Raw genomic sequence first — 17,600 nt, 5'->3', positions numbered from 1 at the left:
AATTCCAAATAAAACTGGAATTTGGATTTTTTTTGACTTATTATAAATGTTATAATTTTTTACAAAATGAGAATGAAAGATTGGGTATTAATCTCCATTTATTATAAAACCAATTTTTAATTGAAAAATTGCTGAATTTTTATTATATTAGGGGTGAAATTATGGTAATCGCAATCTATGCATATTGCTCTATTACTAAATAAAATTTGTCAACACATTTAAATATTAAATATTATGGCAACGCATCACTACCTTCGTTTATCTTTTATCGCGCTTTTTGTAATCACATCCCTTATTTGCGTTTACTTCATAATTAAAAAACAACGAAATAAAAAAGGACCAAAATTACTGTCTAAAGAAAAATATGACTCAACAATGAGTGGAAAAATGACAGAAGTAAAAGTTTCTGATCATAATTTTTTTAATATCTGGCCTTATGTAAGTAAGTTAAAAGCGGCTAACATACTATCCCGAAAAATTAAAGAATCTCAATTGGTACATAAAGTCTATAGAAATTCAACAGAAGATTTTGAACATATTTTGCTGTCTACAGAAAAAGAAAATCATTTTGTTGTAATTGTTGCTAATAGAAACAAAAAGAAAACAATTGGATATTTCCTCTATGATTTTAATGGATTATATGCTTAACTGAATTTTCTCTACTATATCTTTTGGAGAAATACTTCTCATTGCATCTTCGTAACCTTCAACAACTTTATTTCCGTAAACAGAAGTTGGCAGTTGAGGATATTGATTTCTGTCTGAAGTTAAAGCATTTTCTAAACTTTGATTAAAGGGTAAAAATCCTGCGTACGGATGCGTAGCCCCCCAGAGTGTAATAACTTTAACGCCGAGCATTGCCGCAATATGTGCATTTCCAGAATCCATAGAAAGCATAACATCTAGATTGCTTATCAATTGTAATTCCTGCTGAAATTTAATTTTCCCAGCCATATTAATTACATTTTCATACTGCTGCGAAAGTGAATCTAAAATCTCGATTTCTTTTTTTCCGCCGCCAAAAAGTAAAATTTTATAAGCTGAATTTTCAGCTAATTTTGCTACAACTTCTTTCATTAAATCTATTGGATAAACCTTAGAATCATATTGTGCAAAAGGTGCAATTCCAATTAATTTTTGATTTTTTCCGCCGATGATTTCTAAAATTTCGGCACTTAAAACTGCTTTTTCAGGAAAACTCGGATTGGATAAATCTAACGGAAAACCAAGTTCTTCAAACACTTTTGAATGTCTTTGGAACATCGTTGGCAATTGTTTAAAAATCTTATTCTCGGCTCTTGTTAATTCTTTTTTTCCTTCTCGGCCTTTGTCTACAGTTGCTCTTTTTTTTCCGCTTAAAGCGAAAAGTAAGCTCACAACTTTAGATCTCAATACATTATGAAGATCTGCAAAAGCATCAATTTTTAGTTTTTTTACGTCGTTATATAAACGTACAAGTCCAAGAAATCCTTTGTGTCTTTTTTTTTCATCAAACGCAAAAAATTCCAAATTTGGGATTCCATCAAAAAAAGGTTTGAAAAAAGGACGGGAAATAACTGTCAATTTCACCGTTGGATATTGTTTTACGAAAGCGCGTAAAACAGGAACCGTCATGGCGACATCTCCCATTGCGGATAGTCTCATGACGGCTATATGCTTAATTTTGCTAGACAAGTCTGCCAAATTATTTTTTATTTTGATATAAAACTGGATTCAATTCATCATCATTGTACATTTTCATTTGTTTGTACACTTTCATGAATTTATCACCATTTTCAATATCTGTCAATAATTCTTCAATTGCTGTAGATAAATCTGTTCTTTGTTCTAAAAGAATATTTAATTTTTCCTGGCATTTATCTCTATGTTCTTGTGAAGCTTCTGCACGAGTTGCTTCTTCATTCATGTGATAAATTTTTAAAGCTAAAATAGACAATCTATCAAATGCCCAAGCAGGACTTTCAGAGTTGATTTTTGCTCCGTCTTTTACTTTTACATCACTGTATTTTTGTAAAAAATAGCTGTCGATATATTCCACCATATCAGTACGTTCCTGATTTGAGGCATCAATTCTTCTTTTTAAAGTCAAGGCTGCAACAGGATCAATTTGCGGATCACGAATAATATCTTCAAAATGCCATTGAACAGTATCAATCCAATTTTTCAAATATAATAAATGTTCAAACTTATCTTTTGGATAAGGATTATTAATCGGCTGATCAACATTATCAAATTGATGATAATCTTTGATACTTTGCTCGAAAACAGAATATGCTAATTTTGAAAACATGTTTTTATTTTTTTATAAAACAAAGATACTTTTTATACTTTTATAGTTTGAAAAAAACTACTAATTTTTCAATTCTTCTTAAAAAACTATTGATCTACTAAAAAAATATTATGAAAATTCATTATATCTCTGAGAATAACAGTGTATTAAATCATTTTCTAGGACAAATTAGAAATGTAAATGTGCAGAACGACAGTATGCGTTTTCGTAGAAATATTGAACGCATTGGAGAAATCATGGCCTATGAATTGAGTAAAATTTTGCCATACAAAAATGTTGATATTCAAACGCCTCTCGGCATTAAAAAAACAACAGAAATTGAAACAGATTTAGTTTTATGCCCAATCCTAAGAGCTGGATTACCACTTCATAACGGTTTTCTAAATTATTTTGACCACGCAGAAAACAGCTTTGTTTCGGCCTGCAGATATCATCCTAATAATGATGATGAGTTCGAAATTTTGGTTGAATATCAGGCTATTTCAAACTTAAACAATAAAACGGTTTTACTTCTTGATCCAATGCTCGCAACGGGTCAGTCTATTGTAGCGGTTCACAAAAAATTAGTCGAAAATGCAGCTCCTACAGAAATTCATATTGTAGTGGTTATTGCCGCACCAGAAGGCGTCGCTTATCTAGAAAAAAATCTTCCGGATAATTGTCACTTATGGGTTGCTTCTTTAGACGAAAAACTAAATGAGAAAAATTACATTGTTCCTGGTCTTGGCGATGCTGGAGATCTGGCTTACGGAAGTAAATTATAATTGAGAAAAGAATGTAAATAAACTGCAGACAATCAACACATAATATACAATTTCGTTGTTCAATTTTTGCTGCATATATTCAACATGACTTGTTGCCATAATTGCTAATGGTGCGATACTGAACAATAATAAATCATTGCTCTTATTTGGTGAAATGATATACACAAAAGCCGCAATAAAAAAGCAGGCTACAATTTTCTTATAAGAAGAATGAACAATCTGCGGTCTGTTTGATAATGTCATTAACATCGAAGTAACAAAAAATAAGGCAACGGCGGTATATATTGAAAGTGCTCCGTTTTCGTAATTATTTTTAAAATAATCGATTCTAAAATCAATTACAGCTCTTTCTTGAAAAAATGCGATGGCATCGATATGGAATATTAAAGATGTCATATAAAACAATACTGCTACTGCTAAAAATGCAATAAAAGGCAAAACCCAGTTTCTATAATCTCTCGAAACATGAAAAACAATTGATATAAAAACCAATATTAAAAAAAGTACGCTCCAAAATTGAAATAAAGAAGCTACAAAAATCCAAAATGATGCATCAAATATTTTTTCTTTTGATGCTTTGAGAGATTGAAGTGAAATCAGCCTTCGAAGTGCCAATAAAATAAAAAAGTTCGCATAAATAACATTTGGATTGTTAAATATGGTTGGAAAAAACAAAAGAAATAATAAATAGAAAAGTATCGCGTAACCATTGTCTTTACTGAGTCCGTTCTTTTTTACAATAAAATTTATCATAAAAAAAGAAGCCAAAATAAAGCATAACAAACTCACTTTTTGGAAAGCCAAAAAATAAGAAGTAACCCAAGATGGGTCTTTAATTTGGAACATAAAAAAGAAAACCAGTATTAAAATTACGACCAATGAATAATTTAATGGTGTAGATTTTTTAAAAACACTTGTTATCATAAGGATATTTTATACTTTTGTGATTGTAAAGATAATACTTGTTTAAAATGAAAACCGAACAAGTTGAAAAAAGATTCTATCATTTGAATTTTATCTTCAAAGCGTTACACAACAATAAATAACATATAATTTTAAAAAATTATGACAGCTTTTTTTGAAGGAATACAATACTTATTCGTTAACATTTTGTTTGCTCCTCTTGACTTTTTACGTCGTTTGGAATTAATTACATGGTTTGGTGCAAACACAATTAACTGGATTTTCATGATCATCTGTGCATGCGCAATCGTTTATTGGATTAAACAATTACGTATTTTTGATGACGCTGGAACAGAAAACCAAGATACAACGGCTCATTCATTTTTAAAATAAAAAAACCAAACCCTTTAATTAAAAAGGGCTTGTGAATTTATTTTTTAGATTAAATCAAAACCGATATCTTTTCTAAAATACATCTTATCAAAGCTTAGTTTATCTATGTTTTGGTAAGATTTTTTTATGGCCTCCTGGAAATTATCTCCGTAAGAGGTTACAGCAATTACACGTCCTCCATTAGTAACGACATTTTCGTTATCTAATTTTGTTCCTGCATGAAAAACTATAGAATCTGTAACATTTTCTAATCCAGAAATTACTTTTCCTTTTTCGAAATCTTCAGGATATCCGCCAGAAACTACCATAACTGTTGTAGCACTTCTTGGATCAATTTCTAAATTAAAATCACCCAATTTTTGATCTGCAACAGATAAGAACAATTCTACTAAATCTGATTTTAATCTCGGTACAACTACTTCTGTTTCTGGATCTCCCATTCTTACATTGTACTCAATAACAATTGGTTCGTTTTTCACATTGATCAAACCAATAAATACAAAACCTTTATATTCGATTCCGTCTTTCTGGAAACCTTCTATTGTTGGTTTTACGATTCGAGTTTCGATTTTTTCCATCAAAACAGCATCTACATAAGGAACTGGAGAAACCGCTCCCATTCCACCTGTGTTTAAACCTGTATCTCCTTCTCCAATTCGTTTGTAATCTTTTGCCGTTGGAAGAATTTTGTAATTTTTTCCGTCTGTTAAAACGAAACAGCTTAATTCGATTCCGTCCAAAAATTCTTCGATTACCACTTTTGAACTTGCTGTACCAAATTTTGCATGAACAAGCATGTTGCGTAATTCTGTTTTTGCTTCTTCAAGATCTTGAATAATCAAAACTCCTTTTCCTGCTGCTAATCCGTCTGCTTTTAAAACGTATGGAGGTTGTAAAGTTTCTAAAAATTCACATCCTTTTTCAACTGTTTCGGCAGTAAAACTATCATAAGCTGCAGTTGGAATATTATGTTTCATCAAGAATTCTTTTGCAAATTCTTTACTTCCTTCTAATTGTGCCCCTAATTTAGATGGCCCAATAACCGGAATATGTTTTAAACTTTCGTCGTTTTTGAAAAAATCGTAAATACCTTTTACCAATGGATCTTCAGGTCCTACGACTACTAAACTTATATTTTCTTTAAGTACTAAAGCTTTTACAGCTTCAAAATCTGTCGCAGATATTGCCACATTTTCAGCAATGGCAGCAGTTCCTGCATTTCCAGGTACTACAAAAAGTTTTTCGCAAAGCGGACTCTGAGTCATTTTCCATGCAAATGCATGCTCCCTTCCGCCCGATCCCAATAGTAAAATTGTCATGGTGTTGTTGTATTTAGTTGTGGTGCAAAAATAATTGCTTTTGAACGTAAAAAATAATTAAATCTTAAAAAGTTCGTGATTCTTCTCTGTTAGTAATTGGTAAATATTATTTTTGATGAAAATTATCCTTAAAATGATTCGTCTTTTTGATTTTTCCCTTCGATTGAACGGCTTTCCGATAAAGAAAGCGAAAGTAGAATTGGATCGAATCGTGAATTTATCCGAAGAAGAATATGCTTTGTTCCTTGAAAATAAAAAAAAGGAAATTGTTGATTTTCATTTAAAAAATAATTCTTTTTACCAGAAATTAGTCGGAAATACAGATATTCAAAACTGGGAAGATCTGCCAATTTTAAATAAACAAAATCTACAAAAACCGCTTGAAGAAAGACTTTCAAACGGTTATTCAAAGAAAAACATTTACCTCAACAAAACTTCCGGATCAAGCGGAACGCCTTTTGTTTTTGCCAAAGATAAATATTCGCACGCTTTAACCTGGTCTTCAATCATGATGCGTTTTGGATGGTTTGGAATTGATTTTAACCATTCTTATCAGGCACGCTTTTATGGCATTCCGATGGATTTTATTGGATATCAAAAAGAGCGTATTAAGGACTTCATGACACATCGTTTCCGATTTCCCGTTTTTGATTTATCTGATGAGATTCTCGAAAAATTTCTAGAAAAATTCAAATCGAAAAAATTCGATTATATTAATGGTTATACAAGTTCTATTGTTTTATTTGCGAAATATCTGGAAAAGAAAGATATCATTTTAAACAAAGTCTGCCCAACTTTAAAAGCTTGTTTTCTCACTTCGGAAATGCTTTTTGAAACAGATAAAAAACTGTTAGAAAAACAATTCGGAATTCCGATTATCAGCGAATATGGAGCGTCCGAATTGGATTTAATTGCTTTTGAAAATCCTGAGGGAGAATGGCAGATAAATTCTGAAACACTTTTTGTCGAAATTTTAGATGAAAATGATAAAGTTCTCCCTTACGGGGAAGAAGGCCGACTTGTCATTACTTCACTATTCAACAAAGCAAATCCTTTTATCAGATATGAAATTGGCGACATCGGAATTCTTGATGAAAAAAGTACTGCTAAAAAACCAATTTTAAAAAAATTAATTGGACGAACCAATGACGTTGCGATTTTACCAAGCGGTAAAAAATCTCCAGGCTTAACCTTTTATTACGTTACCAAAAGCATTATTGAAGATGATGGAAACGTAAAGGAATTTATTATCAAACAAACTCATTTAGATACTTTTGAAATTGAATATGTTGCTGAAAAAGAATTGGATTCGGCACAAATTCAAAAAATAAAAGACGCGATTGATTTATATTTAGAACCCAATTTAAACTTCACTTTTACCCGAAAAACGGTTTTAGAAAGAACCAATCGCGGGAAGCTAAAACAATTTAAATCGCATTTATAATATAAATAAAATCTTACATTTGTTTTTTTATTTAAAAACTCATGAACGATCAATCTTTATTTTCTGAAGAAACAATTTCTAATAAAATATATTTTATCCGCGGACAAAAAGTGATGCTGGATCGTGATTTGGCTTTGCTTTATGGAATAGAAACTAAAGTTTTAAAACAATCCGTTAAAAGGAACTTATCGAGATTTCCAGAAGATTTCATGTTTGAACTTATTAAAACAGAATATGATTCTCTAAGGTCACAATTTGTGACCTTAGAGAAAGGAAGAGGTAAATATCAAAAATATCTTCCTTTTGCTTTCACTGAACATGGCGTTTTAATGCTATCTAGCGTTCTAAAAAGTGACAAAGCAATTCAAACCAATATTCAAATCATGCGTATATTCACGAAAGTGAGACAAATGCTTTTAGATACAACTGAAATTAAAGTTGATATTCTTCAGATTCAGAAGAAGTTAGAAAATCATGATAAAAATATTGAATTGGTTTTTTCTTATTTAGATGAATTAACGGAGAAAAAAGAAAATGAAAATAAAAGAGTCAAAATAGGATACAAAAAATAAGTTTTTAAATCTTGAAGTCGCAAATTGCGACTTCAAGATTTAAAAACTTAACTTTAAACTTACTGAAAATGAACAGCATTCTTTAAGATTACAAATTGTGATTTTAAAGAGTCCAAAAATTAAATAATTGGAAGTCACAAATTGTGACCTCCAATTCTGATTAGATTAATTTACGAGATTCTCCAAAAAATCACATCTACACTTAGAAGAAAATCTTTCAAACTATCTAGAATCCAATTTAAACTTTACTTTTGCCAAAGAAAGTTTTTAGAAAGAATCTATGAAAATTACCATTATTGCAGGTGCACGGCCAAACTTCATAAAAATAGCCCCGATTATTAATGCTGTGAAAAGTAAGCAGAATGAGGGTTTTGATGTTTCATTTCGTTTGGTTCACACTGGTCAGCATTATGATAAAAACTTAAGTGATACTTTTTTTGAGGAATTAAATATTCCTCAGCCAGATGTTAATTTAGAAGTAAAAAGCGGTTCTCAGGCCGAACAGACTGCAGCAATTATGATTGCTTTCGAAAAAGAATTACTTCAAAATCCTTGTGATTTGGTTTTAGTTGTAGGCGATGTAAACTCAACAATGGCCTGCTCTATCGTGGCAAAAAAATGTAATACAAAAGTTGCACATGTCGAAGCCGGAATTCGTTCTGGAGATTTAACAATGCCCGAAGAAATCAATAGAATGCTGACGGACAGTATTACTGATTACTTTTTTACAACCTCAACATCAGCTTCAGAAAATTTATTAAAGTTAGGTTCAGATCCAGAAAATGTGCATTTTGTGGGGAATGTGATGATCGATACTTTATATCAAAATATCAACAGAATTACAGCGCCAGATTTTTGGAAGGAACATCAATTACAAGAGAAAAACTATATCATTTTAACGTTGCATCGTCCTGCAAACGTTGACGAAGTTTCATCACTTATTGATTTACTTTACGGAATTGATTTATTAGTGAATGACAAAAAAATAATTTTCCCAATTCACCCAAGAACGCAGGCAATTTTGAGTGAAAGCAAAATCGAGTTTAAAAACATCATTTTTGTTTCGCCTCAAGGTTATTTAAATTTCATGTATTTAATCAAAAACAGTTTTGCCGTTATTACAGACAGCGGTGGAATTTCTGAAGAAACAACTGTTCTTGGAATTCCATGTTTTACTATGCGTGATAATACTGAAAGACCTGAAACAGAAACTATTGGTTCTAATACCATTGTGGGAACATCTTTAAAAAATCTGCAAAAGGTTTTTGGTTCATTTTTACAAAACGGTGCCAGAAAAAGCGGTATTCCAGAATTATGGGATGGAAAAGCTTCTGAGAGAATTGTTTCAATTTTATTGGAAAAGAAATAATGAACGACATTTTAATTATATCCAATTATTATCCTCCTGAAAAAGGTGCAGCTGCTAATCGAATTGAACAATTGGCTTTGAAATTAAACCAAAACGGATATGAAGTTTCGGTGATTTCTCCTCTTCCAAATTACCCAAAAGGCGAACTTTTTCCAGAATATAAAGGCAAATTTTCGGTTACAGAAAAAATTCAGAATATTACTTTAAAACGTCTTTGGATTTATCCAAGCAACAGCTCTAACATTTTTAAAAGAATTGTTTCGACATTATCGTTTTCAAGTGTTTTGTTTTTTTATTTATTATTTGCTAAAACACCTAAAAAAGTAATTGTACAATCGCCGCCGTTGCTGTTGTCTTTTGTTTCTGTTTTTGCTCTATGGATCAAAAGGAAAAAAATAATTTTGAATGTTTCAGATCTTTGGCCAACTGCTGCCATTGAACTTCAGGTTTTGAAGAAAAACAGTATTTCGCATAAAATGCTTCTTTTTATAGAACGTTTTATTTACAAAAAAGCAACGCATATTTTTGGTCAGTCTAATGAAATTATTGATCATATTCATTCTATTTTTCCAAAAAAGAAATGCTTTTTATATCGCAATTATCCAGATCATTTTATAGAAAATGTTATTCCTGAAAACGATAATTCTAACGAACCAATAAAATTGTTTTATGCCGGATTGTTAGGAGTTGCTCAGGGCGTTTTTGAGCTCATTCAACAATTGAATTTAGAAAATCTGAATATCGAATTGCATATTTTTGGAGATGGTGCCGAGAAAGCCCAAATCGTAAATTATATGAATGAGAATCCGATGCAGAAAATTATCTTTCACGGAATGTTAGACCGAAATGTCCTGCACGAAAAACTGATGAGTTTAGACATTGCTCTTGTTCCTCTAAAAACAAGAATTTACGGTTCTGTTCCTTCAAAAATATTTGAATACAGCGCTTTAGGATTTCCTATTCTTTATTTTGGTGGTGGCGAAGGAGAATCAATTGTCGAGGAAAATAATTTAGGCTGGGTTGTTCCTGTGGAGGATTTTGAAGGTTTAAACGTCGCTTTGCAAAAGATTTCAGCAACTGGAAAAGATAAAATTCAAAGCATGAAAAAGACAATTTTTCTGCATGCAAAAAGCAATTTTAATCTGGATCAGCAAATGAAAAATCTAATTGAGAATGATGCTTTTTAAGCAAAATATTATAAATGAAAAAGGGGAAATATTATTAGAATATTTCCCCTTTTTTTATTTTATATAACTCGAAAAATCTTTGTGTTCTTCTTTTGAAAGTTCTTCTTTCGAAAGTGACCTGAAATAATCGTAAGTGATTTTCATTCCTTCAGAACGACTTACTTTTGCTTCCCAGCCTAACAATTCTTTTGCTTTTGTCGTGTCTGGCTGACGTTGTAATGGATCATTTATTGGTAATGGATGATATACTACTTTCTGGTTTGTTCCGGTCAGTTTTATAATTTCTTCTGCAAAATCTTTAATCGTAATTTCATCTGGATTTCCAATATTTACTGGATATACATAATCTGAATGTAATAATCTAAAAATACCTTCAACTTGATCGTCTACATAACAGAAAGAACGCGTTTGTGAACCATCGCCAAAAATCGTTAAATCTTCACCACGTAAAGCCTGACCGATGAATGCCGGAATTACACGACCATCGTTTAATCGCATTCTTGGTCCATAAGTATTAAAAATACGCACGATTCTGGTTTCTACTCCGTGAAAAGTATGATATGCCATTGTTATAGATTCTTGGAAACGTTTTGCTTCATCATAAACACCTCGAGGTCCAATTGTATTTACGTTTCCGTAATATTCTTCGGTCTGCGGATGCACTAACGGATCTCCATAAACTTCAGATGTTGACGCAATTAAAATTCGTGCTTTTTTTACTCTCGCCAATCCTAATAAATTATGCGTTCCAAGAGATCCTACTTTTAAAGTCTGAATTGGAATTTTTAAATAATCGATCGGACTTGCCGGCGAAGCAAAATGCAAAATATAATCTAAATCACCTGGAACATGAACAAATTTTGTAATATCATGATGATAAAACTCAAAGTTTTCTAACTTGAATAAGTGTTCGATATTTTTAAGATCTCCAGTAATTAAATTATCCATTCCAATAACAAAATATCCTTCTTTGATAAATCTGTCACATAAATGCGATCCTAGAAATCCTGCAGCTCCGGTGATAAGTATTCTTTTCATATTATTTTAATTGCTCTCTGTAAATAGATTCCAGATCCTTTATTTTTTTATAAATGTTGTGGTGTTTTTCAAATGTGTCTTTTGCATTTTTTGAAAACTCATTATACAATTTTTCGTCTTGAAGTAAAATTCTAATTTTTTGACTAAACTCTATTGTATTATTTTCTTTAATGCAATAACCGTTATAATCATTTATAATTAAATCCCTATTTCCATCACAATCAGATACCACACTCGGAATTGACAAAGCTAAACTTTCAATAATAGAATAAGGAAGTCCTTCATATCTAGCAGTAGAAAGATAAATTTTGGATTTACTAATAATATTTAAAACATCTTCTCTAGTTGTCCAGTTCAACAATGTGACGTTGTTTTTTAAATTTAGTTTTGCAATTAAATTTTCCACTTGTTTAAGATGATCGGCATGATGTCCTACTCCTAAAATTACCAAATGTACATCTTCTATTTTATTAACTTCATGTAGAACATTTATTAATTCTTCAATATTTTTTTGATAACATGGTCTTCCTACGGTACAAAGATATTGGTCCGGCCATGTTTTTGGTATCGATAATTCTAAAATTTTATCGATTGGTTCTATCGCATTGTTAAAAAGATTTGTTTTTGATTTTGGAAAACCAACTTCATTTATCGCTCTGTTCAATTCGGATTGTGAAGAAGCCAATAATACTGTATTTCCTTTTGAAAGCAATTTTTCGATTTTTAAAAAAAATGCTTTTTTAGTTTTACCCTCTGCACTTAAAAAAGAAAAAGCCTGCGGCGTATGCAAAACTTTTATGCCTGTTAAAAAACCAACAACTCTGCCTATTACACCTCCTTTAGTACTATGTGAGTGTATTAAATCTGGTTTTTCTTTACGAATAATTTTCCAAGCTTTTAAAATTGCTTTTAGATCATCAATAAAAGAAATCTCTCTGTAAATTGGCAGCTGATAATCAACAACTGGTTTAGAATCTTTATCTACAAAATTATCCTTAATGTCAGAATCACTATGAATTACAATATTTTCAAAATTTATAGTATCTAGATTGTGAAGTATCTGTCTCAACGAAACGTCAACTCCTCCTACTGAATGTAGAACATGTGCTATTTTAATTTTCTTCATTTGGTTTTGTCTGCAGCAAAATTAGTATAAATATACCAAACAAATAGCACCCAAATTGTCGGTAAAATATGTTCTCTACTATAAAAAAAAGCAAAAAAGAAATAGCTGTCGCAATTTTAAAAAAATCCAATTTTACTTCTAAAAACAATTTAATAAAAAAAGCAATAAATAAAAGAAATGCTATAATGCCGCCTATTAAATAAAAGTCAATGAATTGATTATGCGAATTGAACTTTTCTGATAAAAAATATTCTTTTTTGGATTGATTTTCAATGCTTGATGCATAACAATCAAGAAAATGATTTTTAATTGTTTCATATCCATCAAAACCTGTTAGAGCGTTAAAATCGTCTAGCTTTGTCATTTTATAGGCACAATTCCAAATTACAATTCTTGGCTCATAATCTGAAGCTTGCTGTAAAGATTCTTCAAAATTATTTTTTATAAAAAACCGTTCGCGAATGTTTTTATTGGATATAATTATACTTGCAAACAAAATTATTAATGCTAAAGCGTAGAGAATCTTATTGTACCATTTTACTTTAAAATAAAATAAAAAATAAATTCCAGCAATCACAAAAATGGTGATAATAGAAATTCTGGCTGATATCAATAAAATAAATGCTAATAAAGCGATTGAATTAAATATATAAAGAATACGCCATTTCGATATGCTGATAGCTTTTTCTAATGCTAACAAAAAACCAAGCACAGCAATAAAGCCAATATACGGACGCTCTAAAAGAAGTAACTTATTAACCTCAGCTGTATTAGAAAAAGGCAGAATTCCTGTTTGAAAAAAGAATATCGATATTAAAAATACAGAGACTAAAACACACGCATTAATCCCTATCAGAATAACTGCTTTTAAAGTTTTTATATCTTCAATTTTGTTTAACAGAATATAAATCCAAAACAGTAATAATAATCCTTTATAAACCCTAAAGTCCAAAGATAAATTATTATAAAATGTCGATTTTATTATAAGATAAAGCAACAAGAACAACAGAATACTTTTTGCAGAAAAATTGGGTTTAAATACCTTAAAATCAAAGTCTATAAAAAATAAAATTGTTAATACAATAAGACCAATGTTAGGTAGTGCTTTCGAAAAGAAAAGCACTAAGATCATAAAGTAAACTGTATAATTATATAGATCCTTCTTGATTAGGCTTTTCATTTTTTTACTTTTTTTAGAAACAAAATAAAACGATAAGGAAGAATCAATAATATGTAATTTCTAATTAATCCGTAGATCGGATAAAAACCAAAATAAAAATTCTGCTTTATTATAGTAATTCTGCTTAAAACTTGTTGTTTCCTCTTTTGTAATGATATACCTTTTTCGTTAATCTCTATTTGAGTGAGATATTCGGCAATATTTGCCATTTTATAATACTTCGAAATAGTGAAGAAAAAAGCATAATCTTCTGCAGATTTATATTGAGTAGGATAATAACCAATTGTGTCTAATATTGAACTAGAAAACATTATAGCGGGATGTATAAGCATTGAATTGAAATACATTTTCTTTTCTATATCTTCATGATTTAAAGGAAGATTAATTGCATATAAGAATTTATCGTTACAATCTACAGCCAATACGTTGGAGCCGACAATTTTAATTTCAGGGTTTTTCTCTAAAAATTGAGACTGAATTTGGAATCTTTTGCCCAAACAAACATCGCCGCAATCTAATCTCGCAATATATTGGTATTGTTGACTCTGAGCTATTTTTAATCCATGATTCAGTGCTGATTCTATTCCTTCATTCTTCTCTGAAATTTTATAAAGGATTTTTCCATTGGCTTTAAAACTTCCATCAATCAGCTCTTTTTCCAATTTTATTGTACTTCCATCATCCACAATTAATACATCCAAATTTTCATCTGCATCTATTGATTTTAGAGATTTTAACAAACCTTCGATATTATTATAATATGGAATTAAAACCAGAATTTTATTCATCTCTTAAGTTTAATGGTTTGTATCTCAATCGAATCAAAACAGCCAAATTCAGCCATACGCCATACATTCTAAAAGTATCGATTTGAAGCCAATTTATATATAGTCCGATAAGAGAAATCAAAATAATTATTAATAAAATCTTTTCATCACCTTTTGCTTTTTTCAGCAGTAAGCTGGCTTCTCGCAAAGAAAAATAAAGCAGCATTAAGAATAAAATAATTCCAATTAAACCTGTTTCGGCAAGCAATCTTGTGTAAATATTATATCCCGGCGGAAAAGATCTCTCGTTTTTGTTTTTATAGAGAAGTTCAAACTCATAGTTATTTCTTGTTGCCCAGGTCGGATAATGGGTACGAATATGATATGCCTGTTGTCCAAAACCTACACCAATAATAGGATTTTCCAGAAAAACCTGAAATGCCGCATACTGCATACCAAATCTTGACTGATTGGATACATTTTTGGTCAGGTTCTTTTTAAAATCTAAAGAATTGGCTTTTTCACTTATTGATTTTACTATTTTCTCTCCATTAAAAAGAAGTAAAAAACAAAAAACCAATCCAAATCCCAAGAGAGATTTTACGATATAAGATTTAAAACGCGGGTCTTTATACAAAAAAGTACAAAATACAAACAGCTGAATAACAACTACAACAAGTCCTGTTCTGGAGCCTGAAAAATAGGTTAAAAATAAAACTGCAAATGCTGGCAGAAACTTAAATGGGCTTTTATGAGTTAGAATATAACTAAACATCCAGCCCGAAATGGTTATAAGATAAATAGCCAAAAATGGAGGCTCGTAAGCAATAGATGAGATTCTTCCGGCAGAATGAAGGGAAACTTCTAAAAAAGGCAAATAACTAAATAATTTTAAAGCAGGATAAAAAGTTCCGAAGCCAAAAATTACAACCAGAGTTTCTAAAAATCCGTAAGCAAATGCAACAATTAATGAAAGTAAAAAAACCTTTCTAATCTTAAAAAGAATATCAGAAACTTTCATTTTATAAATCACATTCCAGTAAAGTAAAAAGAAAACAATACAAGAAAGAAGCAAAGAAAAATACTGTCTTAAAAACCGATTGAAACCAGTAGTGTGCTTAAAATAATTGGAAAAAACAGTATTTCCATTTAACAAAGTCGTTGTAAAACACCAAAGCAAAAAGAATACTAATAATTGAAAAAGGGTGCTTTTATAAGGGATGGATATTTTTTTTTGTGCTATACTTTCAACAATTAATACCAAAAAACCTAAAAGAAAAAAAAGAGCACCAGATTCTGTTTTAAATTCACCCAAAAAAGAAATGCCTTTATATTCATTAAATGAAAAAAAGAAAAGCCCTATATAAAAGAGAAATGTATATATTTTTGATAACGGCGTTTTCATTACTTCTCGTTTTTAATTTGATTATAAAGTAACTGTTTACAAATAAGACTTCGTAAAAACCAGACAATAATTATGTTTACAGTTATCATCTCTATCGAATCAACAAAAATAAAAGTAAATAATAAAATCAGGACTGTAATAATAACAATTAATAAGTTCGATTTTCTCAGTGTTTCAATAGATGTTTTTGCTTCAAATGCCGCGCTTATAGACGAGGCATATAATCTTACTATTCCTGTAATTAATAACAAGATAATAATGCTTATATAGTGTTCGAAAGGAAAATTAATTATTTTAAAATAACGAATTAAAAATGTAATTGAGCATAAACCAACTGCCATTATAACGCCAAATAAAATCACTTTTTTTAAAAACCGTTGAAAATCGCTTTTTTTAAAATTGGTCTTAAAATGAATTAATTGTTTGAATCCGATATAGCTTTGAATAATAGAAAATGGCGCCAGAAAGAAAGTGCTCAGATAAAAGAAATCTCCAAATTTCTCAAATGTGTATTTATGTTCTACAATAAAACGATCTGCAAAAATTATTAAGGAGAAAGAAGATATGGAGATAAAAAAATGAAACGAAGATTGAAATAACTGTCTGTTTGTTCTCTCTATACTAAAATTAAATTGAATCTTTTTGATGATATAAAAGAGATAAAAAATAAAAGAAAGTATCATAATCAACGAAATTATATTTAGGAATAAATAGAAGTCCGAATAACTATAAATTAAATATACTGCTGAAAGAAAAAACATTCCTATTTTCCAGCTATTTGACAAAAGCTGAGATAATACAAAGTTTGAGTTTAATCGTAATACGGAGAATAAAAACGTTGATCCGATAATACTTAAACTCGAAAAAAATAAAAAAACAGGATTAATAGTAATTTCTTTATACCAATGCTTGAAAAGTAATGTTCCTGTTAAAGCGGAAAAAAGAGTAAAAAATAGACTTAAATAAAGTAATGTTCTTTGAGTACTTATCTTATTTTTTGTTTCGGGAATAGAAAAACGTAGAAAAACCTGCTCCGTACCAAAGTTTCCAAACACATATATAAAAGAAAAATAGGTAATAAAAACAGATAAGTATCCGTAAAGTTCTGGGCTTAGAATCTCTTTCATAAAAATATTCGAAGCAAAAAAACTTAATGCTCCAAACATCAGTACAATCAACGATGCATGCTGAAAAAAATATTTACGAAATAAAATTATCAATATACTTTATATTAAAAAGGTTAACTCATAAATAATGAATTAACCTCTATGTTTATCTTATAACTATTTCTGGCTATAATTTGGTGTTTTCTATTTTTTCAAGCTCAACATATATTGCCGGTTTTGTATTAAAAATTGGGTCATAATTACCCTCTTTTTCTGTAAAAGAAGCTGTGCCTGTTGCTTCATCAAAATTTATAAACTCATTTGGAGTAAAATATTTTAATAAATCTCTTTGTTCAATTTTAAAAGTTCTGCCGCTGTAGCTCAATGCTATCGAATTGATTTTTATTGGCTGCTGGTCTTTTTTAGAACTTATATCAAAACGAATATCGTTTGGTAAAATTCCTTCAGGAATACTAAAAGTAACCGTTTGTGCTTCTGATTTTCCTTTTACGCCATTATAAACCGTGTTCTTCTCATCAAAATACGCTATTGATGCATCCTTGTAAAAAAGAATTAATTCATCATCTTTTTGTATGTTTAAATCAACAATTACATCAAAAGTATTTGCTTTAACCTCTTCTACGGGTTCTTGTACTTCTTTATTTTTACAAGAAATGAAACATACAAGAGCAATTAAATTTATTAAGATAGATTTATTATTCATTATTTTAATTTTT

Annotated in this window: 17 protein-coding genes; 7 read left to right on the top strand and 10 right to left on the bottom strand. The window is 30.1% G+C overall.

The window, feature by feature from the left end; translation table 11 throughout:
- Positions 1–234 precede the first annotated feature (234 nt).
- The gene (locus tag QMG60_RS04660; protein ID WP_057115494.1) at positions 235–648 is read left to right on the top strand and encodes a hypothetical protein; all 414 of its coding nucleotides are present in this window, start codon (positions 235–237) and stop codon (positions 646–648) included.
- Here the strand turns inward: QMG60_RS04660 and QMG60_RS04655 are convergent.
- Positions 637–1,644 carry a glycosyltransferase family 9 protein gene (locus QMG60_RS04655; RefSeq protein ID WP_281867031.1) on the bottom strand — a complete coding sequence of 336 codons (1,008 nt, stop codon included), beginning with the start codon at positions 1,642–1,644 and terminating at the stop codon, positions 637–639. The genes QMG60_RS04660 and QMG60_RS04655 overlap by 12 nt on opposite strands.
- Positions 1,645–1,684: 40 nt before the next feature.
- Positions 1,685–2,290 (bottom strand): DUF4254 domain-containing protein, encoded by a 606-nt coding sequence (locus QMG60_RS04650; protein WP_057115492.1) that lies wholly within the window; start codon positions 2,288–2,290, stop codon positions 1,685–1,687.
- 110 nt (positions 2,291–2,400) lie between these two features.
- On the opposite strand from QMG60_RS04650, the gene upp reads away from it, so the two are divergent.
- Entirely contained in the window at positions 2,401–3,054 is a 654-nt protein-coding gene (upp, locus tag QMG60_RS04645) for a uracil phosphoribosyltransferase (protein ID WP_281867030.1), read from the top strand.
- On the opposite strand, the gene QMG60_RS04640 is transcribed toward upp, so the two are convergent.
- On the bottom strand, positions 3,049–3,978 hold the full coding sequence (locus QMG60_RS04640; protein WP_281867029.1) for a DUF6427 family protein: 930 nt from the start codon (positions 3,976–3,978) through the stop codon (positions 3,049–3,051). The genes upp and QMG60_RS04640 overlap by 6 nt on opposite strands.
- Before the next feature lie 141 nt (positions 3,979–4,119).
- On the opposite strand from QMG60_RS04640, the gene QMG60_RS04635 reads away from it, so the two are divergent.
- Positions 4,120–4,350: a hypothetical protein gene (locus QMG60_RS04635; protein ID WP_029271378.1), complete on the top strand. Its 231-nt coding sequence runs from the start codon at positions 4,120–4,122 to the stop codon at positions 4,348–4,350.
- 44 nt (positions 4,351–4,394) lie between these two features.
- On the opposite strand, the gene purD is transcribed toward QMG60_RS04635, so the two are convergent.
- Entirely contained in the window at positions 4,395–5,669 is a 1,275-nt protein-coding gene (gene purD / locus QMG60_RS04630) for a phosphoribosylamine--glycine ligase (protein ID WP_281867028.1), read from the bottom strand.
- A gap of 133 nt (positions 5,670–5,802) precedes the next feature.
- On the opposite strand from purD, the gene QMG60_RS04625 reads away from it, so the two are divergent.
- The 4 genes from QMG60_RS04625 (at position 5,803) to QMG60_RS04610 (ending at position 10,241) form a co-directional block, all read left to right on the top strand.
- Positions 5,803–7,113, top strand: coding sequence for a phenylacetate--CoA ligase family protein (locus QMG60_RS04625; RefSeq protein ID WP_281867927.1), 1,311 nt, complete (start codon positions 5,803–5,805; stop codon positions 7,111–7,113).
- 41 nt (positions 7,114–7,154) lie between these two features.
- Complete coding sequence (locus tag QMG60_RS04620; RefSeq protein WP_281867027.1) at positions 7,155–7,685, top strand: ORF6N domain-containing protein; 531 nt, start codon at positions 7,155–7,157, stop codon at positions 7,683–7,685.
- A 280-nt stretch (positions 7,686–7,965) separates the two neighbouring features.
- Positions 7,966–9,054, top strand: coding sequence for a UDP-N-acetylglucosamine 2-epimerase (non-hydrolyzing) (gene wecB, locus QMG60_RS04615; protein ID WP_281867026.1), 1,089 nt, complete (start codon positions 7,966–7,968; stop codon positions 9,052–9,054).
- Positions 9,054–10,241, top strand: a complete 1,188-nt coding sequence (locus QMG60_RS04610) for a glycosyltransferase family 4 protein (RefSeq protein WP_281867025.1) — start codon at positions 9,054–9,056, stop codon at positions 10,239–10,241. The genes wecB and QMG60_RS04610 overlap by 1 nt, the downstream gene beginning before the upstream one ends.
- A gap of 54 nt (positions 10,242–10,295) precedes the next feature.
- Here QMG60_RS04610 and QMG60_RS04605 read toward each other — a convergent pair whose 3' ends face one another.
- The 6 genes from QMG60_RS04605 to QMG60_RS04580 form a co-directional block, all read right to left on the bottom strand.
- Entirely contained in the window at positions 10,296–11,279 is a 984-nt protein-coding gene (locus QMG60_RS04605; protein WP_057115485.1) for a UDP-glucuronic acid decarboxylase family protein, read from the bottom strand.
- 1 nt (position 11,280) lies between these two features.
- Positions 11,281–12,405, bottom strand: a complete 1,125-nt coding sequence (locus QMG60_RS04600) for a glycosyltransferase (RefSeq protein WP_281867024.1) — start codon at positions 12,403–12,405, stop codon at positions 11,281–11,283.
- Complete coding sequence (locus tag QMG60_RS04595; RefSeq protein WP_281867023.1) at positions 12,392–13,585, bottom strand: O-antigen ligase family protein; 1,194 nt, start codon at positions 13,583–13,585, stop codon at positions 12,392–12,394. The genes QMG60_RS04600 and QMG60_RS04595 overlap by 14 nt, the downstream gene beginning before the upstream one ends.
- Positions 13,582–14,373 (bottom strand): glycosyltransferase, encoded by a 792-nt coding sequence (locus QMG60_RS04590; RefSeq protein WP_281867022.1) that lies wholly within the window; start codon positions 14,371–14,373, stop codon positions 13,582–13,584. The genes QMG60_RS04595 and QMG60_RS04590 overlap by 4 nt, the downstream gene beginning before the upstream one ends.
- Positions 14,366–15,373: an O-antigen ligase family protein gene (locus QMG60_RS04585; RefSeq protein WP_281867021.1), complete on the bottom strand. Its 1,008-nt coding sequence runs from the start codon at positions 15,371–15,373 to the stop codon at positions 14,366–14,368. Before QMG60_RS04585 ends, QMG60_RS04590 begins: the two co-directional genes overlap by 8 nt.
- Before the next feature lie 1,677 nt (positions 15,374–17,050).
- Positions 17,051–17,587: a hypothetical protein gene (locus QMG60_RS04580; protein WP_281867020.1), complete on the bottom strand. Its 537-nt coding sequence runs from the start codon at positions 17,585–17,587 to the stop codon at positions 17,051–17,053.
- Between the last annotated feature and the right edge of the window lie 13 nt (positions 17,588–17,600).

Origin of the sequence: Flavobacterium sp. GSB-24, from assembly GCF_027924665.1 — a bacterium.
Lineage (GTDB): Bacteria > Bacteroidota > Bacteroidia > Flavobacteriales > Flavobacteriaceae > Flavobacterium.
This window is presented reverse-complemented; position numbering and strand designations above follow the sequence as displayed.